The 19,628-nt window shown below is 65.7% G+C and carries 16 protein-coding genes and 1 pseudogene; 10 read left to right on the forward strand and 7 right to left on the reverse strand.

The window, feature by feature from the left end; genetic code table 11:
* Nucleotides 1-5 precede the first annotated feature (5 nt).
* Nucleotides 6-674 carry a TetR/AcrR family transcriptional regulator gene (locus tag ACFRAU_RS03210; protein ID WP_377998771.1) on the reverse strand — a complete coding sequence of 223 codons (669 nt, stop codon included), beginning with the start codon at nucleotides 672-674 and terminating at the stop codon, nucleotides 6-8.
* 97 nt (nucleotides 675-771) lie between these two features.
* Between ACFRAU_RS03210 and ACFRAU_RS03215 the strand changes: the two genes are divergently transcribed.
* The 3 genes from ACFRAU_RS03215 to ACFRAU_RS03225 all read left to right on the forward strand — a co-directional run bounded on the left by ACFRAU_RS03215 (nucleotide 772) and on the right by ACFRAU_RS03225 (nucleotide 4,790).
* Nucleotides 772-1,782, forward strand: a complete 1,011-nt coding sequence (locus tag ACFRAU_RS03215) for an EAL domain-containing protein (protein ID WP_377998772.1) — start codon at nucleotides 772-774, stop codon at nucleotides 1,780-1,782.
* Nucleotides 1,783-1,841: 59 nt separating this feature from the next.
* Nucleotides 1,842-4,313 carry a family 78 glycoside hydrolase catalytic domain gene (locus ACFRAU_RS03220; protein ID WP_377998773.1) on the forward strand — a complete coding sequence of 824 codons (2,472 nt, stop codon included), beginning with the start codon at nucleotides 1,842-1,844 and terminating at the stop codon, nucleotides 4,311-4,313.
* A 108-nt stretch (nucleotides 4,314-4,421) separates the two neighbouring features.
* The gene (locus ACFRAU_RS03225) at nucleotides 4,422-4,790 is read left to right on the forward strand and encodes a hypothetical protein (RefSeq protein WP_377993768.1); all 369 of its coding nucleotides are present in this window, start codon (nucleotides 4,422-4,424) and stop codon (nucleotides 4,788-4,790) included.
* 95 nt (nucleotides 4,791-4,885) lie between these two features.
* Here ACFRAU_RS03225 and hxlA read toward each other — a convergent pair whose 3' ends face one another.
* Nucleotides 4,886-5,509, reverse strand: coding sequence for a 3-hexulose-6-phosphate synthase (gene hxlA, locus ACFRAU_RS03230; protein WP_377993767.1), 624 nt, complete (start codon nucleotides 5,507-5,509; stop codon nucleotides 4,886-4,888).
* Nucleotides 5,510-5,659: 150 nt separating this feature from the next.
* On the opposite strand from hxlA, the gene ACFRAU_RS03235 reads away from it, so the two are divergent.
* Nucleotides 5,660-6,997 (forward strand): LuxR C-terminal-related transcriptional regulator, encoded by a 1,338-nt coding sequence (locus ACFRAU_RS03235; RefSeq protein ID WP_377993766.1) that lies wholly within the window; start codon nucleotides 5,660-5,662, stop codon nucleotides 6,995-6,997.
* Here the strand turns inward: ACFRAU_RS03235 and ACFRAU_RS03240 are convergent.
* A pseudogene (locus ACFRAU_RS03240) lies at nucleotides 6,994-7,422 on the reverse strand (HNH endonuclease); the annotation flags it as partial. The gene ACFRAU_RS03235 and the pseudogene ACFRAU_RS03240 overlap by 4 nt on opposite strands.
* A 210-nt stretch (nucleotides 7,423-7,632) precedes the next feature.
* Between ACFRAU_RS03240 and ACFRAU_RS03245 the strand changes: the two are divergent.
* Both ACFRAU_RS03245 and ACFRAU_RS03250 read left to right on the forward strand, forming a co-directional pair.
* Nucleotides 7,633-8,205, forward strand: a complete 573-nt coding sequence (locus tag ACFRAU_RS03245) for a GNAT family N-acetyltransferase (RefSeq protein ID WP_377993765.1) — start codon at nucleotides 7,633-7,635, stop codon at nucleotides 8,203-8,205.
* Between the two features lie 97 nt (nucleotides 8,206-8,302).
* Entirely contained in the window at nucleotides 8,303-9,118 is an 816-nt protein-coding gene (locus ACFRAU_RS03250; RefSeq protein WP_377993764.1) for an IclR family transcriptional regulator, read from the forward strand.
* Here the strand turns inward: ACFRAU_RS03250 and ACFRAU_RS03255 are convergent.
* A complete protein-coding gene (locus ACFRAU_RS03255; RefSeq protein ID WP_377993763.1) occupies nucleotides 9,115-10,368 on the reverse strand; it encodes a macrolide family glycosyltransferase in 1,254 nt (417 codons plus the stop codon). The two genes, ACFRAU_RS03250 and ACFRAU_RS03255, sit on opposite strands and share 4 nt — an antisense overlap.
* Nucleotides 10,369-10,821: 453 nt before the next feature.
* On the opposite strand from ACFRAU_RS03255, the gene ACFRAU_RS03260 reads away from it, so the two are divergent.
* Nucleotides 10,822-12,720: a BCCT family transporter gene (locus tag ACFRAU_RS03260; protein ID WP_377993762.1), complete on the forward strand. Its 1,899-nt coding sequence runs from the start codon at nucleotides 10,822-10,824 to the stop codon at nucleotides 12,718-12,720.
* A gap of 89 nt (nucleotides 12,721-12,809) precedes the next feature.
* Here the strand turns inward: ACFRAU_RS03260 and ACFRAU_RS03265 are convergent, their stop codons facing one another.
* Nucleotides 12,810-13,133, reverse strand: coding sequence for a DUF6457 domain-containing protein (locus tag ACFRAU_RS03265; RefSeq protein WP_377993761.1), 324 nt, complete (start codon nucleotides 13,131-13,133; stop codon nucleotides 12,810-12,812).
* 322 nt (nucleotides 13,134-13,455) lie between these two features.
* Between ACFRAU_RS03265 and ACFRAU_RS03270 the strand changes: the two genes are divergently transcribed.
* Together ACFRAU_RS03270 and ACFRAU_RS03275 are read left to right on the forward strand one after the other, a co-directional pair.
* Entirely contained in the window at nucleotides 13,456-14,589 is a 1,134-nt protein-coding gene (locus ACFRAU_RS03270; RefSeq protein ID WP_377998774.1) for an S-(hydroxymethyl)mycothiol dehydrogenase, read from the forward strand.
* Nucleotides 14,586-15,206: an MBL fold metallo-hydrolase gene (locus ACFRAU_RS03275; protein ID WP_377998775.1), complete on the forward strand. Its 621-nt coding sequence runs from the start codon at nucleotides 14,586-14,588 to the stop codon at nucleotides 15,204-15,206. Before ACFRAU_RS03270 ends, ACFRAU_RS03275 begins: the two co-directional genes overlap by 4 nt.
* 658 nt (nucleotides 15,207-15,864) lie before the next feature.
* Here ACFRAU_RS03275 and ACFRAU_RS03280 read toward each other — a convergent pair.
* Complete coding sequence (locus tag ACFRAU_RS03280) at nucleotides 15,865-17,298, reverse strand: MFS transporter (RefSeq protein ID WP_377998776.1); 1,434 nt, start codon at nucleotides 17,296-17,298, stop codon at nucleotides 15,865-15,867.
* 584 nt (nucleotides 17,299-17,882) lie between these two features.
* Nucleotides 17,883-18,563: a GntR family transcriptional regulator gene (locus ACFRAU_RS03285; RefSeq protein WP_377998777.1), complete on the reverse strand. Its 681-nt coding sequence runs from the start codon at nucleotides 18,561-18,563 to the stop codon at nucleotides 17,883-17,885.
* A gap of 120 nt (nucleotides 18,564-18,683) precedes the next feature.
* Here ACFRAU_RS03285 and purU point away from each other — a divergent pair, with 120 nt between their 5' ends.
* Entirely contained in the window at nucleotides 18,684-19,598 is a 915-nt protein-coding gene (gene purU / locus ACFRAU_RS03290; protein ID WP_377998778.1) for a formyltetrahydrofolate deformylase, read from the forward strand.
* Nucleotides 19,599-19,628 lie beyond the last annotated feature (30 nt).

The following is a 19,628-nucleotide window of genomic DNA, read 5'->3' on the forward strand; positions in this document are numbered from 1 at the left end:
CGGACCTAGAGGATCGGCCCGTCCCCGTCCACCAGAACCCCGTCCACCAGAACCCCGCTCACCAGAATCGAGCGGGCCAGCCGGCGGGCGTAGTCGCGGATCCCCCCAACCAGGTCCAGCTTGCCCCCGGAGAGGACCCACTGCAGCTGCAGCCCGTCGCTGACGGCAATGATTTCCCGCGCGACGGCCTGGGCATCCGTGTCCGGCCGGAAGTAGCCACTTTCCACCCCGCGGGCAAGGACCTGTGCTGTCTCGTCCACCGCCCGCTCGTACCACTTGCCGTACAGCTGGTGGGCGGGCGTAGCCGGGTCCGCGGCCTCAGCAGAAACCAGCACGAACAGCTCGATGAGGCCCGGCTCAGCCACGATCCTGCGCGTGGACTCGACCATGGAGCGGAACAGCTCGTGCGGATCGTCGCTGCCGTCCGTCTGGACGGAACTCCACCACAGCGCGGTCTGCTCCAGCCGGCGCTCGGCGACTGCCAGCAGGAGATGCCTTTTGGAGCGGAAGTGGTGCAGCAGCCCGCTTTCGCTGAGTCCAACGTCGGCGGCGACCTGCGACAGCGGCACCCGGTGATATCCCGAGGCCGCAAAGAGCCGTGTGGCAGCGTCCAGAATTTCGGCGCGCTTGGCCCGGCCCACCTCGTAGCTGCCTGTTTTCCGCCTCGTCCGCACCGCTTCAGGGTAGCGGCCCCGCACCGTCCCGGAGTAACGGATGGCCCCATCCCCGGCGTTCCCTCAATCGCGGCACCAACTACCGAGGAGTAGTGTGATGGCCATGGACGAGTCGCCTCCGGACGGTGAACATACACCGGAACTGTTCCGCAACGTGGACGGAGAAACGCTCCGGCGCCAGGTGCTGGAGATCATCAGCGATGTGCTGGCAGACTCCGATCCGCAGAAGGCCTGGGCCAGGGAGCAGCTGCTCGACCTGCTGGCGGCCCACATGGATGACCCCGAACAGGCGCTGCTGCACCACCTGATCAGCACCAGGAACGTTCCCGACTCTTCACATGAGGATCCGTCGGAGGATGCTGCCGGGCCGGCCCCGGCCGCACCGGCAAAGAGGATGCTGCTGACGGCCTTCCAGCCCATCAGGCAACTGCCCGGCGGAGGAGTGATCGGGGTTGAGGCGCTGGCACGGTTCGTCAGCCACGAGGGGACCAGCGCAGACGTCTGGTTCCGGGGAGCGGCAGCCATGGGACTGGGCCCGGACCTGGAAATCGCAGCCCTGCACCTCTCCCTTTCCGCAGCGGGAGAGATTCCGCCCCACCTTTTTGCGTCGTTCAACCTCAGCCCCACCGCATGCGCCGATCCCCGCGTTCAGGCGCTGATGCTGGGAGGGACGGTCCACCCGGACCGGATGGTCATCGAAATCATGGGCGACATTGCGGACCGGGAACTCGCGGGCCTCGCCTCGGTCCTGAGCCCCCTCCGCCAGCACGGTGTGCGCCTTGCCGTGGACGGCTCCGGTCCGGCCGCCACCTCGGCGAAGCACATCCTGCACCTGCTGCCCGACATCATCAAAGTAGACCGCGAGTTCCTGGCCGGCGCCGTCGCAACAGGCAACCGGCCGGCTCCGCCCCCCTTCGTTTTTGCCTTGGCCGAACAGACTGGAGCAACGCTGTCCGCGGAGGGTATCGAAAGCCGCGAGGAGCTCGCCGCCGTCGTGGAACTGGGAATCGCCAGAGGCCAGGGCTACCTGCTGGGCAGGCCCTCGGTGGACCCCCGGGACTGGGCGGCCTGGACCGGTGACGCCGATCCCGTGGAGGACCGCAGATAAAAACAGTGCGCACCCGGTTTTTATCCGCTACTCTTTGAGCACACTTTCAAGGAGAAGCCGTGACTGCCGACACCTCGCACCGCTCCGCCCGGAACGGGCTCCGCGACGCCGCCTGGATTTCCCCCGTCGAGACAGGTTCCGCTGAAGCCGGCAACCGGCCCGCCTACTGGCTCCGGGGTTCCTTCAGCTGGACGGCGCCGGGCGCCCAAAAACCGGACGCCCCTGCCAGCGAGCGCGCCGTTGTGCACGCCACCGCCCACGGCATCTACGAGCTTTTCGTCAACGGAACGCGCGTGGGCGAGGACGAGCTGACCCCAGGCTTCACGTCCTACCGGAAGCGCCTCCAGGTGCAGCAGTGGGACATCACGGACCTCCTGGTCGGCGGCGAAAATGTTGTTGCCGCCCTGCTCTCGGACGGCTGGTTCCGGGGCCGGCACGGCTTCGAACGGCGGCCGGACGGCTTCGGCACCGAGACCGCCTTCCTGGCCTCGGTCACCAGCGCCGCCGGCACGCAGACCTTCCTCGCCACCGGCGAAAGCTGGCTCTGCCGGGAAAGCCACATCACCCGCGCCGACCTGATGGACGGGCAGATCACCGATTTCCGCCGCCACGACCCGGCATTGCTCCGCGCCGGTCAGGCCGGGCTAGCCGGTCAAGCCCGGCAGGCCAGTACGACGGCGGATGGCTGGGTTCCGGTGGTTCCGGCCGCGGGTCCCCTGTACGACGACCGCTCCCGGCTGGTCCTGCCGGCCGCGCCGCCGGCGCGGCGCATCGGGGAGCTGGGGCCCGTCCGGATGACAACACCGGCGGCCGGCATCACCGTCGTCGATTTCGGGCAGAACATCAACGGCTGGGTCCGGCTGGGCCGCCTCGGGCCGGAGGGAACGCGCACGGTCCTCCGGCACGGCGAGGTCCTGGACACGGCGGGACTGGTTTCCACGGAGAACATCCGCGCCTTCGACTTCGCCACCAAGACGCCCCTCTCCGCCGGGCAGGTTGACGAGGTGGTGTCTGCTGGCCGGCCGGGCGATGTCTTCGAGCCCCGGCACACCACGCACGGCTTCCGCTACGTCCAGCTCGAGGGCCTGCCCGGGACGCTCGCTGCGGAGGACATCAGCGCCGTTGTGGTGCACACTCCCCTGGACCGCACCGGCTGGTTCGAGTGCAGTGATCCGCGGCTGAACGCCCTGCATGACGCCATTTCCTGGAGCTTCCGCGGCAATGCCTGCGACGTCCCCACCGACTGCCCGCAACGGGAGAGGTCGGGATTCACCGGCGACTGGCAGGTTTTCGTGGACACGGCGGCGCTGATGTTCGATGTTGCAGCGTTCAGCGGCAAGTGGCTCAGCGATCTCGCCGCCGACCAGTGGCTCGACGGGCGGGTGCCCACGGTGGTTCCCAACCCCGCCAGCGACGGCCCCTCCGGCAATGCCTTTGAGGACATGGCCGCGGGCTCGGCCGGCTGGGGTGACGCCGCCGTGCTGGTCCCGTGGTCACTCTGGCGGGCCTACGGGGACAAGCAGGCGCTGGCCCGGACGTTCCCGGCCATGCGCGGCTGGGTTGACTATGCTGCCGCGGCCGCAGCCGGTGCCCGCCACCCCGGACGGTCCGGCAGGCGTCCCGTGCCCCTGGCGCACGAGCGCTTCCTGTGGGACACCGGCTTCCACTTCGGCGAGTGGCTCGAGCCGGACAGCCCGCCCAACCCCGATCCGTCGCGGGACCACGGGATCCTTGCCACCGCCTACCTGTTCCGTTCCGCCAGCGTCCTGGCCCGCACCGCCGAAGTGCTGGCGGACGCGGCCGCGGCAGCAAAGTACGCAGCCCTGGCGGAGGAGGTACTGGCCGCCTGGCGGACGGAATACCTGGACGAAAACGGCGTCCTCGGCGAGGAGTCCCAAGGGCACTATGTGCGCGCCCTGGCTTTTGGACTCGTGCCGGATGAGGTGGCACCGCAAGCCGCGGCCCGGCTGGTGGAACTCATCCGTGCCAACGGGAACCGGCTCGGCACCGGGTTCCTGGCCACGGGGATGCTGCTGCCCGTCCTGGCCGACCACGGCTACCTGGACGTCGCCTACGAACTGCTGCTCTCCACCGGAACGCCCTCCTGGCTGGGAATGCTGGAAGCCGGCGCCACCACCATGTGGGAATGGTGGGACGGGGTGACGGACCACGGCGCCCGCGGCTCCCTGAACCACTACAGCAAAGGCGCGGCGGGATCGTTCCTGTACACCCACCTGGCCGGCATCGGCCTGCCGGAGAATCCGGTGGAGGAGGAAACCGCCTACCGGCGCGTGAGCATCGCCCCGCAGCCCGGCGGCGGAATCACGTCGGCGACCGCCGCCGTCGTAACTTCCCAGGGCCGCATCAGCGTTGCCTGGGCAATTGAGCACGGCCAGTTCACGCTCGAACTGGACCTGCCGGACGGCGTTCAGGCCGCCGTCGAACTCCCGGACGGCAGCAGCAGGCTGGTGGCGGGAGGATCGCACCGGTTCTCTTGTTGGAATCAAACTGTGAGTTCACTCTTAATCTGACCGGCAGGGTTCTTGTCGCGGCCGGGCGGGCGTAACTTTCGAGAAAGGGCCACTTCTCCACGACGTCCGCGCCGGAGATGCAGGCCGCCCGGTCCGGAAGAGGCCAAAATGAAAACACGTACGCGCAATGCCACCATCGTGGCGAGCATCGCCGTCCTCCTGGGGACGGCCAGCGGCGGAGCACTCGCCGCCCAGGGGCAGACGAGGCAACAGGTCTCCAATGACCCTGTGATCCTGGTGTCAGCTACTGCCCTGGACCACCACACCCGCGGGGAACACAGGACCACCCACCGCACCAGGAACAGGTCTGCGCAGGAAACAACGGCGCAGAACCGGTCGGCGGAGGCCGGGGTGGAGGCAGCCGCTGATGTAGAGGCACGGGAGCCGGTTATCAGCCAGCCACCGAGCGGTGCCAACACGGAGGTGGTCCTCAAATCCCTGCCCGGTCTCGATTCAGACGGGGATTCGTGTTCCTAGCAGCCGCAGGAGTTAAACACCGATGGCGGCCCTCACCTGTCGGTGCGGGCCGCCCAGGCGGCGGATGCCGCCGTCGGCCTTGAACCAGGAAAGACCTAGACGATGGCTGCGCGGAGTTCCTTCGCGGCCACTGCGGGGTCGGCTGCACCGTAGATGGCACCGCCGGCGACGGCGACATCGGCGCCGGCCTTCTGGACGTCACCGATGGTGGCGAGCTTCACGCCGCCGGCTACGGAGAACGGAACGCGGGCTTCGGCGCCGGCGCGGAGCAGACCGTTCAGGTCGAAGCCGGGCTTGGCCTGCTCGTCCAGGCCGGCGTGCATCTCGACGAACTTCGCACCCAGGGCGCGAACTTCCTTGGCCCGGGTGACCTTGTCGGCGATGCCGATGAGGTCGACGACGACGCCCTTGTTGTGCGCCTTGGCAGCCGTGACCGCACCGGCGATGGTGGAGTCATCTGCGGCACCGAGCACGGTGACCAGGTCAGCGCCGGCCTTGAACGCGATGTCGGCCTCAAGCTCACCGGCATCCATCGTCTTCAGGTCAGCGAAAACGATCTTGTCCGGGTGGGCTTCCTTGACCGCGGTGATGACGGAGAGGCCCTCGGCCTTGATCAGCGGCGTGCCGAGCTCGATGATGTCAACGTATTCGGCAACCTTGCCGGCCAGCTCGAGCGCGGCTTCGGTGGTCAGGAGGTCGATAGCAACTTGGAGCTTCATGAGTCTTTCCTTTGTTCGTGAGGTCTTTCAGGATTGGTTTTTCCCTGGTTCCATCCTCGAAGGCGAGGCGGGTGGGCGCCACGACATAATCGGACAGTCTTTCCCATCCAAAGGGATAGGCATACCCTCAGATTTCTATACAATGGACAGGTGTCAGTCACCACCGAAGTCACTGTTCGCCCGACGCCAGACACCGCCGAAGGTGTAAAGCCCCTGCTTGAGGCGATCGCGTCCCTGTCCTCGGCGTCGCTCGGCGAGATTGCCCAGCGGCTGCACCAGGCCACCCTCCCTTACCTGCGCAGCAGCGCCCTCGTTATCTTCACGGAAGACTGCACGGGCCGGCCGCAAAAGAAGTCCGGCGACGAAGCCGTGATCAGCCAGGTTTCCATCGCCGAACTGGACGCCATCAAGGCCACACTGTCCGGGGATGAAACGTGGCAGGGCCGGGCGCCGATCGGCGGGCGGGAGCACCCGGTCCTTGCACTCCCCTCGCCCACGAATGCGCTGCTGGTTTTGGTCGATCCCCGGCCGGTCACCGGAGAAGGCGCCGGAGAAGGCGGCGCTGGCCTTTCCGGTCTGGAGGTTCCGGTGCCGTGGCTGGTCCGTTATCTGTGGACCCTCGCGGCCGAGCGTATCCGCGAAAAGGTGGCGGATGCACCGCCGTCGTACCTCATTGAATCCCGGGCGGCGTCCGCCGAACGGGTCAGGGTCACGGCGGAGCTGGTGGACCGGCACTCAACAACGCTGGAGACCCTGCTTGCGGCGCTGCGCGCTCCCTCGCTCGCCGACGAGGCGGCACGGAAGTCGGCCACCGACGTCGCTGCCAAAGCCTTGGTGGAACTGCGGACGCTCAATGACCGCACCACGGAACTCGTTGAAGAGCCTGTTGCCACGGCGTTCCAGCGCCTCCGCGACGACCTCCGCCCGTTGATGCATTTCAGCGGCATCGACGTCCAGTTCATCGAACCTCCGGTCAACGGCCGGGCCCTTCCCGGGGAAGTGGCCCATGCGGCCCGGGCCATCGTCCGGGGCCTGGTGCTCGCCATGGTTGAGCAGCCGGACGTGCGGCGCATCCGCACCCAGTGGGATTGCGACGGCGAGAACCTCCTCATCAACGTCCGCGACGACGGCCAGGGCAACCTGTCCCGCGAGGCCCCCAGCATTGTCCGCCTGCTGCAACGGGTGGATGTCCTGGACGGCCGGATGACGATTGACCTGATGAAGGGCTGGGGCGCCGACGTCGCCGTCACCCTTCCGCTGGATGCGCCGGAGCGCAAACTGCCCGACGTCGGCGCCTGGAACCTTGGCGACCGTGAACTCGAGGTGCTGCAGCTGCTGGCCGCCGGGCAGCGCAACCGGGCGATCGCGGCCATGCTGCACGTCAGCGAGAACACCGTGAAGTTCCACCTCCGCAACATCTACCGCAAGCTCGGCGCCACCTCGCGCACCGAGGCAATCGCCCTGGCACACAGCAACGGCCTGCGTTAGGACCGACTGGGTAGGGGCGGCCCGGTTCCAGCTTCGCCGGTTCCCGGCTGTGCGACTGTCCGCAGCCTCCTGCCCGGCAACGGTGGTGCGGTGGATTGGTAGGTGTGGTGATTTCCATGGTGTGTCTTGGTCCGGGTCTGGGTTGGGCCGGGTCGAGGTTGGGCTTTCCAGCCGGGGAGTTCTTTGGTGTGGTTGCAGGCTTCGCAGAGGCCTGCGCCGTTGGCAAGGCTGGTTGGGCCGCCGTTGTGCCAGGGGATGATGTGGTCGTGGTGGCGGATTGGGGCGTCGCAGTAGGGTGTGCGGCAGGTGTCGTCGCGGATTTGAATGAAGCGGCGTACCGGGGCCGGGAAGAGTCGCCGTCTCGAGTCCATCGCGACGAGGTCTCCGGTTCCGGGGGCGGTGTAGAGCCGCCGGAACCAGATCTTGAGTTTCTTTAGGCAGGTTGGATCGACCTCGGTTGCCGCGAATTCCGGATGCCTTCCATGAACACAGTCTGCCAAGGGGGTCCGACAATTAAGCGCCGAAAACCAGGTAGCAGCTAAGGGGGTTCCCAGGGCTCAGAACGCCCTGATCTGCTACCCAATTGGGCACCACCGGCGCTTGCCTTCATTCCAGGCCGGTGGCAGGGTGGCGGCATGGCGATCGAAGTCCGTCCGGCGACGCAGTTTGAGGACGTGAAAGCGGCGGTGGGGCCCAAGCGGCCGGACGCAACGGTGTGCTGGTGCCTGAGCTACCGCATCCCCTCCAAACAGAACGCGGAGCTGCGGGGCACTGCCCGCGGGGAGTTGGTCCGGGACCTGCTGACGGAGGATCCGCCGCCCGGGGTTCTGGCGTACGACGGCGGCGAGGTAGTTGGGTGGGCAGGTGTCCATCCGCGCGCCGACACCAGCTTCGCCCGCAACCGCCGCATTCCCCACGTGGACGATCTGGACGTGTGGTCCGTGTGGTGCATCCGGGTCCGGCCGGGGTACCGGGGACGGGGAATTTCCCACCGGCTGCTGCAGGGCGCCGTCGACTTTGCACGTTCCTACGGCGCGCCCGCCATCGAGGGTTATCCGGTGGACAACCAGGGCAAGAAGGTGGACCTCACCATGGCCTACGTGGGCACCCGCAGGCTCTTCGAGGCAGCCGGTTTCACCAGGGCCGCCGGCACCGACTCCGTCCTCAACGGCTTCCCGCGCGTGCTCATGCGCCTTGATCTGCGCTGATTTGGCTGGGCCGGCCGGACCGGGCACGACGCCCGACGGCGTTACCCGGCTTAACGCGATGTCGGCTCCGTCACACTTCCCGGCATAGGATCGGGAGATGGCTTCGAACAATGTCCTTGAATCCGATGCCGACGCCGACGCCGAGGGCGGGCAGCAGGGCGGCGTCCAGTCCGTCGACAGGGCGCTCGCCGTCCTGGAGATCCTGGCCCGCGACGGCCACGCAGGCGTGAGCGAAATCGCCGAGGAGATGGGCATCCACAAGTCCACCGTGTCCAGGCTGCTTGGTTCGCTCGTTGGCAGGGAGATGGTCCACCAGAACAGCGAACGGGGCAAGTACCAGCTGGGCTTTGGCATCCTTCGCCTGGCCAGTTCGATTCCCGGCCGGCTGAGCCTGGTCCGCGAGGCGCGCCCCGTGCTCGAAAGCCTGGCCGAGGAGTTCAAGGAAACCGTCAACCTTGCCGTTCTCCGCTCCAATTACGCCGTCAACGTGGACCAGGCCATGGGGCCATCGACCCTGGCCACCTATGACTGGGTGGGAAGCCTGACTCCCTTGCACGCGACGTCGAGCGGGAAGGTCCTGTTGGCAGCGCTGGCCGCGGATGAACGTGAGCGCATCCTGAAGGAGACAGGGCTGCCGGCCCGGACTCCGCGGACCATCACCAGGCGCGACAAACTCGAAAAGCAGCTGATCGACGTCGCCCACGACGGCTATGCAGTGGTCCTCGAAGAGTTCGAAATCGGGCTGAACTCCATGGCGGTGCCGGTCTACAACCATCTGGGAACGGTCATCGGCGCGGTCAGCATCTCCGGCCCTGCCTTCCGCTTCGACCCGGAAAAAACACCCGGCCTCATCGAGGGCCTGGGCCAGGCCGGCCTGCGGATCAGCGCCAACATGGGCTACACCCGGCGCTAAGCCGGACCGCTCACGTACTGCTCCATGGCATCGGCGGCCGCCGCTGCCCCGCCGGAGTTGCGGACGCGCTGGCTCATCGCCGCAAGGTTGCGCCGAATCTCCCGGTCCTGGCTGACCTCCGCCACGACGTCGCGGATCAGCCCCGGGGTAAGGCCTTCGGCGGGCAGGCGGCGTCCCAGCCCCAGGTCCGCGACGCGGCGGGCGTTGGCTTCCTGTTCCGGCTGCAGCGGAAACGCTACAAGAGGGACGCCCAGGTACAGCGCCTCCATGGTCGAGTTCATTCCTGTGTGCGAGAGAAACACACCGGCATGCCGCAGGACATCCAGCTGCGGAAAGAAGGGCCGGACCTCTACGTTCCGCGGGATCTCCCCCAGTTCGGCCGCCTCCATCCGGTCGCCGATGGCCATGGCCACCTGCCATTGCGTGCCTGCGAACGCTTCCAGGCACATGCGGAAGAAATCCGGCCGGTCGTTCAACGGCGTGGTTCCCAGCGAAATGAACAGCAGCGGCGCGTCCTTTCCACGGGGCTGCCATTCCTCTTCGCCGCCCCTCCGGCCAAGGCTGGGTCCCACGAAATGGAAACGGTCGTCGAAGGTGTCACCTGCGGGCTGGAATTCCCGCGGGATGAAGCAGATGTTCAGGGAAGCCGGAGGTCCTTCCATGAAGTTGAACCCGGGCAGGCCCTGCTCCCTGGCGAAATCCCCGATGAGCTCGCGCGCCTGCTTCCACGCCGCCAGCATGTCTGCTGTTGGGCGCGCCGGCATCAGCTGCCGCATCGAGAAATGGTCATTGGTGGCATAGGTCGGGAGCAATGCGATGTCCGGCAGTTCAAGTTTCATGGCGGCCATCTTCCCGGCGAGAGTCATGGCGTCGTAGCAGACCGCGTCCGGCTGATCGGCGGCCAGGCGGGACACCAAGGCGGGGAATTCTTCCCGCGCCCTCTCCAGCAGCCGCTCCAGAAGTCCCGACATCATGCCTGACCCCAACCCCGCGAGCATGCCCGCCCGAGGCGACCGGCCGGCGTCGTCCTGCCCGGGACTGCCGGGAGCAGCATTACCGAACCGGGGAAACTGCGCGGACAGGTCCTCGCCGTTCTCAAAAAAGACGGCCCCGGCAGATTCGACGGCGGCCGCGTACTTGGCCGACGTGGCGTACGTGACGCGGTGGCCCCTGCGGACCAGCTCTGCGACCACCGGCAGCGTGGGGTTCACGTGTCCCGTGGCCGGAAGGCAAACAAAGGCGAAATGCATGACAGATACTCCTCCGCCGGGCAGCGACAGGAATATCGTACGCGCATAGGCGGTTGCCGTCGCCACGCCGGAAAATCGGTCGAGGTGCCGGACCGGCTGGCTTCCGAAAAATACGGTGGCGTCAGAAAACTGCGCCATACGCAACGACAGTCATGATAAGCAACAGCATCGTGTATGGCATATCCCCTGTCAAGAATGACGGCCGCACCAAAAAAATCCTTGACAACGCGTGTGAGCTGGCGCACTCTGTTGCTGCAGACGAATCGTGTTGATCAGTTCGGAACGGAAGAGTAGCAGGAACCGACGCCCCTCCCCCGGCGGAACCTGTGGTCCGCATACACGTAACCAAGATTGTCGATGGCGACAATCGAATCCGAGGACGAGCCGAAGCTGCCGCCGGCCTAACCGCCGACAGCAGCTGGGCCGCCCCAAATTCAGATAGGGAAACCCCTTATGACAATCAATAGTGACGTCACTATCGATGAAAGCAGTGAAGACGACCGGTCCTCGGGGGTGGACCCGGCGTTGGAAAGAGAGCCTGAACCTCACCAGGAGGATCTGCAAATCCTTCAGGCCCTCCGGGAAACCGAATCAGAACACGAAGAAGCACGGCGCAGCAGCCGGCTGTTCCAAAAGGGGGGCCTCGACAAGGTAGTGTTCGGCGTCGCCGGACTGCTCACGCTGGCCTTCGTTGTATGGGGATTTGTCGGCCGGGAGAACCTGGCCGCCACTTCCCAGGTGGTCCTTGACTGGGTCATGCAAAACACCGGCTGGATGTTCGTTGCCCTCTCCTCCCTGTTCGTGGTCTACGTGCTGTGGCTGGCGGTCAGCCGCTTCGGCAACATTCCGCTGGGGAAAGACTCCGAAAAGCCCGAGTACTCGATGGTCTCGTGGGTCTCGATGATGTTCGCCGCCGGCATGGGCATCGGCCTGATGTTCTACGGCGTGGCCGAGCCGCTTTACCACTACATCTCCCCGCCGCCGGGCACGGTTAATGGGCAGACGCCCGCGGCCGTCCAGACCGCGATGGCAACCTCGATCTTCCACTGGACCCTGCACCCGTGGGCCATGTACGCAGTGGTGGGCGTTGCCATGGCCTACGGCACCTACCGCCTCGGCCGCAAGCAGCTCATTTCCACCGTCTTCACGTCCCTCTTCGGCATCAAGCGGGTGGAAGGTCCCCTCGGCAAGGTCATCAACATGCTGGCCATCTTCGCCACATTGTTCGGAACGGCAGCATCGCTCGGACTCGGGGCTCTCCAGATCGGCAGCGGCATGGCCTCCAACGGCTGGATCGACGGCCAACTGGCCACCCCCGTGCTCGTGGTGATCGTCGCCATTCTCACGGCCTGCTTCGTGGCCTCGGCGGTCTCCGGGATCAGCCGCGGCATCCAATGGCTGTCCAACATCAACATGGTCCTGGCTGCAGTCCTGGCCGTCATCGTGTTCGTTGCCGGCCCAACGCTCTTCATTTTGAACCTGATCCCGGCGGCAGTCGGCGACTATGCCCGGGACCTGGCCGAGATGGCCTCCCGGACCGAGGCTGTCGGCGACGACGCACTCCGCACATGGATGTCCGGCTGGACCATTTTCTACTGGGCCTGGTGGGTCTCCTGGACCCCCTTCGTCGGCCTGTTCATCGCGCGCATCAGCCGCGGCCGCACTATCCGCCAGTTCGTCACCGGTGTCCTGCTGGTCCCCAGCATCGTCAGCGTGATCTGGTTCGGCATCTTCGGCGGCGCCGCCATCAACATCCAGGCCACGGCGGATGCCACCCCGGACACCGGCGATGGCCTGGCCAAGATCGTGGACGGGAAACCTTCGATTTCCTTCGACGGCGCCCTGTTCGACCTGCTTCACCACCTGCCCTTGCCCAACGCCATTGCCGGCGCGGTCGCCGTCCTGGCGATGGTTCTGGTGGCCATCTTCTTCGTCACCGGCGCCGACGCGGCCTCCATCGTGATGGGCTCGCTCAGCTCCAACGGCGTTGAAGAACCGCGCCGCGGCGTCGTGATCTTCTGGGGTGCCCTCACCGGAGCCGTGGCCGCGGTGATGCTCCTCGCCGGCGGTGACAAGCCCGCCGAGGCACTGGCCGGACTGCAACGGATCACCATCGTGTCAGCCCTGCCCTTCGTCGTCGTGATGTTCCTGATGTGCTTCGCCCTCACGAGGGACCTCCGCAGGGACCCACTGTCGCTGCGCAGGCGGCTGGTCACGTCCGTCGTCGAGCGTTCCATCCGCAGTGGCGTCGAACAGCACGGCGGCGTCCAGTTCGACCTCGTGACAAAGCACGAATGTGATGAACGGTGCGCCAAGAATGAGCTTGATCCGAGCGGGGACAAGCGGCACTAAACACAGCACGCACTGAGTACGATGCGGCCGGATCCCGGTACCACCGGGGTCCGGCCGCTCTCGCGTTGGTCCCCACTGAGTTCTGCCGGCTACGCCGCCCCGGCCGGACCGCCGCCTCCGCCGCCCTTGTTGTTCGCCCGGTCCTCGCACAGCCGGAACGCAATGTCTGCTGCCCGGGCAGTCGCCTCCTTGGCCCCCGCAGGACCTGGGCCGCCCCTGCCCGCCTCATGACCGGCCACGTAGCCCACCATGTAGGCCGTCACCGGCGCCGCGGCATGAATTACCTGATCCGCAGATTTTCGCGCCAGATCCAGCAGCAGTTCTTGATCGACGTCGAGATCAGGGACCTCCAGCGCCTTCGCCAGCTGCTCGCACCACATCCGCAGGATCTGCATTTCATCGTCGACGGCCATGATCTCTCCTTGTACAGAACACTTCCGTTTATAGCTGGTGCCCCGACCTTACAAGGCGCGGCACCGTAAGTCATGGGCCTCTTTGCATCAGCCCGTCGGGGGCAGGGCACGGCTTTGCGGGGCATCGCCAACACGTTGACTCAGGTCAGTTACGGCGCATACGATCACTCATATATCAGTTGTACATCTCAAACATCACGGCGTATTGGCGGCCCGACCCCAGGGCACCGCGCTCTTCCCTCATCGACAGCATGCAAGCACCTGCTTCGCAAAGTCCGGTCGCGTGTGACAAGTCGCGGAACGCCCGAAAGGAACACAGATCATGGTTCATAAAGTGAAGGCAGTTGTTGTCAGGGCGAAGGATGCTCCGGTGTCGGTGGAGACGATTCTGGTGCCGGATCCGGGTCCGGGTGAGGCTTTGGTTGATGTTCTGACGTGCGGTGTGTGCCATACGGACCTGCATTACAAGCTGGGCGGCATTGGGGATGAGTTCCCGTATCTGCTGGGCCATGAGGCCACGGGTGTGGTGTCCGCTGTTGGCGAGGGCGTCACCGAGGTCGCCCCCGGCGACCGGGTGATCCTGAACTGGCGTGCGGTGTGCGGGCAGTGCCGGGCGTGTGCGAAGGGGCAGCCGCAGTACTGTTTCAACACGGCCAACGCCACGCAGAAGATGACCCTGGAGGACGGCACCGTGCTGTCGCCTGCGTTGGGGATCGGGGCGTTCGCGGAGAAGACGCTGGTCGCTGCCGGGCAGTGCACCAGGGTTGACGAGGACGCGGACCCGGCCGCCGTCGGTTTGCTGGGCTGTGGGGTGATGGCCGGGATCGGGGCGGCGATCAACACCGGTGAGGTCAAGCGCGGCGAGTCGGTGGCCGTGATCGGCTGCGGCGGGGTGGGGATCGCAGCGATCGCCGGCGCCAAACTCGCCGGGGCGACGACGATCATCGCCGTGGACATCGATGAGAACAAGATCGAGATGGCCAGGTCCCTGGGCGCGACGCACGGGGTGAACTCCCGGACCACTGACCCGGTGGAGGCGATCCGGGCCCTGACCGGCGGGAACGGCGCGGACGTCGTGATCGAGGCGGTCGGCCGCCCGGAAACCTACAAGCAGGCGTTCTACGCCCGCGACCTCGCCGGCCGGGTGGTCCTGGTGGGTGTCCCGACCCCGGCGATGGTCCTTGAGTTGCCGCTTTTGGATGTGTTTGGCCGGGGCGGGTCGCTGAAGTCCTCCTGGTACGGGGACTGCCTGCCCTCCCGGGACTTCCCGATGCTCGTGTCCCACTACAAGGCCGGGAACCTGGATCTGGATGCGTTCGTGTCCGAACGGATCACGATCGACCAGGTCGAGGAAGCCTTCGCCAAGATGCACGAGGGCAAGGTCCTCCGCTCAGTTGTTGAAATCCAGCCCGCCACGACAACCCAGCCCGCCGCAACCCAGGGAGCTTCGGCATGAGTGTCACGGTTGAGAACCTGGTCACCTCGGGGACGTTCTCCCTGGACGGGGGGACGTGGGATGTGGACAACAACGTCTGGATCGTCGGGAACGGCACCGAGTGCGTGATCATTGATTCCCCGCACGACGCGGCCGCGATCATCAACCAGGTCCGGGGCCGGAAGGTCCTGGGCATCCTGCTTACGCACGCGCACAACGACCACATCGGCGCCGCCCGCGAACTCGCCGACGCCGTCGGCGCCCCGATCTGGCTGAACCCGGAGGACCAGGTCCTCTGGGAACAGGTCTACCCCGGCACCACCGCCGACCGGGACATCACGGACGGGGACGAGTTCCAGGTCGGCGGCGCCGTGCTCAAGGCGATCCACACCCCCGGCCACTCACCCGGCTCCACCTGCTTCCACCTCGAAACCGAGGGGACCGTGTTCACCGGGGACACCCTGTTCAACGGCGGCCCCGGCGCGACCGGCCGCTCCTACAGCGACTACCCCACCATCCTGACCTCCATCCGTGAGCGCCTCCTGACGCTCCCGGCCGAGACGGTGGTCCGGACCGGTCACGGCGACAACACCACCATCGCCGCCGAACGCGAAACCCTCGCCAAAATAGCCCAGTAAGCAACCGGCAACCGCCGAACGGCCCCCCATCCGCAGATGGGGGGCCGTTCGGCGTGCCGCACCACTTGAACGGCGTCGCGTCAAAACCTGCGAAAGGTGAGGGAGGATCGCGTCAAAACCTGCGAAAGGTGAGGGAGGATCGCGTCAAAACCTGCAGGACGTGAGGAAGGGTTTTTTGCGGTCGAGGTCGCCGCGGGTGAAGGCCCTCGCCGTCGTTCAAAGGGGCCCCGCGGCAAAGACAGGCACGGTCGCCAAGGCCGGATCCTCCACAGCACCCACAGGCCTGGAGTTTCCTTCCAGCCCCGCCTGCATTCTCTCCACCGCATCGTCTCTCCTCCGAGAGCCCATGCGCAGTCACCTATTGCCGGGCTATTGTCCGGCTCTAACGGGCTCGCGCCGCTCACTTGCCGGGCTGCTTGAAGCGGAAAACAGCGCCAAGCCGCCGGGCGGCGCCGGGTGACCCGAGCGCCGCCGCGGCAGCATGCGGAAAGATGTACCCGACATGGGAACAACTCAGGAGAAACTACTCCCCCGCAATCGTCCGAGCCACAGTTTCGGCTCACCCGGCAAATCCGTCCCGGGAATCACAGATCGACGGCTATCAGACAGCAATGCTTCAAACTGGCGGAACGATTTTCGCACCCGTGCAGTCCCGGTGTCAGTGGGAGAAGTTTGCTGAGATTTCGGCGAGGGTGCGCCCCTTCGTCTCAGGCGCGAGCCATTGCGAGAGGACTGCGCCGAGTAATGCGACGGCGGCGGCTACGACCATGCTTGGGCCCAGGCCGATGTTGCTGATCGCCCATGGCAGGGCGAAGGTGCCGAGTGCGGCTCCGATGCGGCTGAAGGCCGCGGCGAAGCCCATGCCGATGCCGCGCAGGTGGCCGGGGAATACCTCGGCCGGATAGACCTGGGTCATCGTGGTGTAGCCGGCATTGAAGAAGGAGAAGGCGAGAAACAGTACGAGCACGAGGATCGCTGGTGCGTTCGCCCAGACTCCGATGATCAGCAGGATGCCTGCACAGAGCCACTGCCCGGGCACGGTGAGGATTCGGCGGCCGAGCTTGTCAATCAGAAGCACGGTGGTGACAACACCCGCGGCCGCAAGTGCGGACAGGCCGACTCCACCGGTCCAGCCGCCGAAGCCGAATTGCTTGAGCACGTCGTCGGCGAAGGTCGCGATCGCGAAGTACGGAGTGACCGCGCAGAACCAAAAACCTGAGGTGAAGAGGGTGGTGCGCCAGTACTGCCTCGAGAACAGCATTCCGAAGGAGGCGCCCTTGATTTTGGTCTTACTCTGCGCGGCTTGGGCCTCCTGGATCATCCTCAGATCGATCTCTCCGGTGATGCTGTCGTGCATCTGGGGCGATTCGACATACTTGCGTGCGATCGCGAGTGCTTCCTCATGCCGTCCCTTCGTAATGAGCCAGCTCGGCGATTCGGGGAGGCCCAAGCGGGCGAGGAACAGGACGAGTGCGAGTATCGTGCTCGTGCCGATTACGAGGCGCCATGGGGTGCCGGCGTCGTGCAGGAGCGTGCCGATGATGAATGCCATCATGAAACCGACGTACCAGGCGATCAGAGTCAGCCCGAGCAATCGGCCGCGGAGCTTTGGGGGGGAGAACTCTGATAGCAATGGCCCACCGATTGAGTACTCGCCGCCGATCGCGACGCCCATTAAGAACCGGATGGCGGCCAGCTGGATCACGGCCCCGTCTCCGGAGGTCACGAAGAACTGGGCCGCTGAGGCGACCAGGAACAGGCCCATGTCCACCATGAACATGGGCTTGCGTCCGAACTTGTCAGTAGCCCAGCCGGCCAGTGGGGAGCCGACGAAGATACCAACCAGCGGGCCTGCAGCGATCATGCCCAGAGATAGTGCGTCGAGCTGGAGATCTGACCGCATGAGTCCGCTGACGGGGCCGATAATTCCGAGGATGTAACCGTCGAGGAACATCCCGCCGATGAAGACAGCGACAAGCCGCACCATGAAGCGGCGTTTGAACTTGGAGCTGGTCTCTTTTGATATGGAGGTGTCGACGGAGTCGGGTCTTTCGCTACGTTCATCGGCGCTGACGTCACGTGTGCTTGTCATGAAAGTGTTCCCTTACTGAGTGTTGCGGATGCCTCAGTTTTTGCCTCGACTGACCGGTCCTGGGCTGGCAGGTTCGGTTCGTCAAAACAGGTGCTGCAGTTCCCTGGGAGCGAGGTTCAAAGAGTGGCATTGGTGCATAAAGCACTTCTCTAAAGTTCAGGGACTGATCGCGAAACCGCTGGGCACCGCTTCGATTTGTTCCGTATGGAGCAATGAGCTTCGCAATAAACAACAGAGTGGTGCACGTCACGGATATTGTCAAGGACGCTTTCCGCAGCCTGCTCCACCCTTGACTTTCGCGCCTGAACGGGCTTCTACCTGGCGGCCTACGACAGGTTTGAACGGCTTCCGGCAACGCATGAAGTACCGGGCCTCATGGGATTCCCGTTCACAGCGTGCCCCGGATCGTCGCGAGGGCTGGGGAATCCGCCGATGCCTCCCATGCCCTGGGATGGTGCCATTCTCAGCCGGCCGCCCACTGCCACACAGATGTGTCCCCGTCGTTTGCACGACGGGGACACATCTTTCGCGATTACGACGGCGGGGCAACGTCCCGCCGTCGTCTTGGCTGAGCAGTACCAGCGTTAGGCAGCAAACAGCGCCGTGCGCACGGCCTTCTCAAAACCGTCGACGTGGGTACGGGCCAGCTCTGCCGAGCGGGCCTCGTCTCCCTCGATCACCGCTTCAAGCAGCTCGACATGCTCGTGCACATGCCGGGAAAGGTTCGGCAGGCGGTCCAGCACCATGCACCAGATGCGCGTTGCCAGATTGTCATAGCGGATCAGCGCATCTTCAAGGTGCGGATTCGCCGCCGCGGCGTAGATTCCCTGGTGCACCCTGGCGTCCAGGCGCAGGGTCTCCACCACGGATGCGCTGGCCACGTCAAAAGCCTCCACTTCCTCCACTATGAGGCGGAGGCGGTCCCGGGCGGCCGCGGTGGCCACCCTGGCAGCGCGGGAAGCCGCGAGGGGCTCCAGCTGGGCACGGATTTCCGAGATGAACGCGAGGTCCGTGACCTCCACGCGCGTGGCGAAGGTGCCACGCCTCGGATAGGTCACCACGAGCCGGTCCACTTCAAGCCGCTTCAGCGCTTCCCGGACGGGAGTGCGCCCCACGCCGAGTTCCTTGGCAATCCCCTCGTCGTAGAGGGGGTCGCCGGGCCGGATCTCCAGGGTCAGCAGGCTGTCACGTATCCGTTCATAGGCCACATCGGCCAAAGACCTCGAACCTCCGGCCTCTGTCGTCGCCAAAGCTTCAAACGCCACCGCTCCGCCTCTCCTGTGGGCCAACATTCGACTATTGACCCCATCCGCACATCAGTATACGCTGGCCATCAGCCCTGATATATCAATAAGGTGATCAACCATATATCTAAAGGATTCGAGATGACCGTTGTGGATACAGCCACAGAAACCAGCCCGGCGGCGCAGACGGCAGCCGCTGGAGAAACCAAGACCGGCAAGTTCGTGCTCACACTGTCGTGTGTCGAACGCGCCGGCATCGTTCAGGCGGTAACCACCTTCCTGTTCGAGCGCGGATTCAACATCGAGGAACACCAGCAGTTCGACGACGGCCTCCGCCAGACCCTGCACCTTCGCACGGCCTTCTCGGGCGCCACGGATTTCGATCTGCAGACGCTCGAAGAGGAATTCCGCCCCATCGCGGAACGCTTTGAGATGAAGTTCAACGTCCACGACGAGACCAAGCAGCGCGTTCTGGTCATGGTCTCCAAGTTCGGGCACTGCCTGAACGACCTGATTTTCCGCTGGCGGGGCGGCAGCCTTGGCGGGGATCTGGCCCTGGTGGTGTCCAATCACGAAACGCACCGGGCGATGGCCGAGGCCGCCGGCCTTCCCTTCGTGCACATTCCCGTGACTCCGGACACCAAGCAGGATGCCGAGCGGCGCCTGCTCGCGCTCGTGGACGAGTACGACATCGACCTCGTGGTCCTGGCCCGGTACATGCAGGTGCTCTCCGATGATCTGTGCCGGTCCCTCCAGGGCAGGGCCATCAACATCCACCACTCGTTCCTGCCCGGGTTCAAGGGAGCACGCCCGTACCACCAGGCCTACGACCGCGGCGTCAAGCTCGTGGGGGCCACCGCCCACTACGTCACCGCAGACCTTGACGAGGGCCCGATCATCGAGCAGGAAGTCATCCGCGTCGACCACAGCTACGGACCGACCACGCTCTCCACCATCGGGCAGGACGCGGAGGCCCTGGCGTTGTCCCGCGCGGTGCGGTGGCACTGTGAGCACCGCGTGCTGATCGACCAGGCCAGCACCATCGTCTTCCGCTAAAGCAGCCACCCACAGGCCGCAGAAGCCCAC

This window comes from Arthrobacter sp. NPDC056691, assembly GCF_042791415.1.
In the GTDB taxonomy this organism is placed as follows: domain Bacteria; phylum Actinomycetota; class Actinomycetes; order Actinomycetales; family Micrococcaceae; genus Arthrobacter.

What these genes read in the sequence shown, in the direction of transcription:
- ACFRAU_RS03215 (WP_377998772.1), top strand. Translation starts at nt 772, where the DNA reads ATGGCCATGGACGAGTCGCCTCCGGACGGTGAACATACACCGGAACTG.
- ACFRAU_RS03225 (WP_377993768.1), top strand. Translation starts at nt 4,422, where the DNA reads ATGAAAACACGTACGCGCAATGCCACCATCGTGGCGAGCATCGCCGTC.
- hxlA (WP_377993767.1), bottom strand. Translation starts at nt 5,509, where the DNA reads ATGAAGCTCCAAGTTGCTATCGACCTCCTGACCACCGAAGCCGCGCTC.
- ACFRAU_RS03245 (WP_377993765.1), top strand. Translation starts at nt 7,633, where the DNA reads ATGGCGATCGAAGTCCGTCCGGCGACGCAGTTTGAGGACGTGAAAGCG.
- ACFRAU_RS03250 (WP_377993764.1), top strand. Translation starts at nt 8,303, where the DNA reads ATGGCTTCGAACAATGTCCTTGAATCCGATGCCGACGCCGACGCCGAG.
- ACFRAU_RS03255 (WP_377993763.1), bottom strand. Translation starts at nt 10,368, where the DNA reads ATGCATTTCGCCTTTGTTTGCCTTCCGGCCACGGGACACGTGAACCCC.
- ACFRAU_RS03260 (WP_377993762.1), top strand. Translation starts at nt 10,822, where the DNA reads ATGACAATCAATAGTGACGTCACTATCGATGAAAGCAGTGAAGACGAC.
- ACFRAU_RS03265 (WP_377993761.1), bottom strand. Translation starts at nt 13,133, where the DNA reads ATGGCCGTCGACGATGAAATGCAGATCCTGCGGATGTGGTGCGAGCAG.
- ACFRAU_RS03270 (WP_377998774.1), top strand. Translation starts at nt 13,456, where the DNA reads ATGGTTCATAAAGTGAAGGCAGTTGTTGTCAGGGCGAAGGATGCTCCG.
- ACFRAU_RS03275 (WP_377998775.1), top strand. Translation starts at nt 14,586, where the DNA reads ATGAGTGTCACGGTTGAGAACCTGGTCACCTCGGGGACGTTCTCCCTG.
- ACFRAU_RS03280 (WP_377998776.1), bottom strand. Translation starts at nt 17,298, where the DNA reads ATGACAAGCACACGTGACGTCAGCGCCGATGAACGTAGCGAAAGACCC.
- purU (WP_377998778.1), top strand. Translation starts at nt 18,684, where the DNA reads ATGACCGTTGTGGATACAGCCACAGAAACCAGCCCGGCGGCGCAGACG.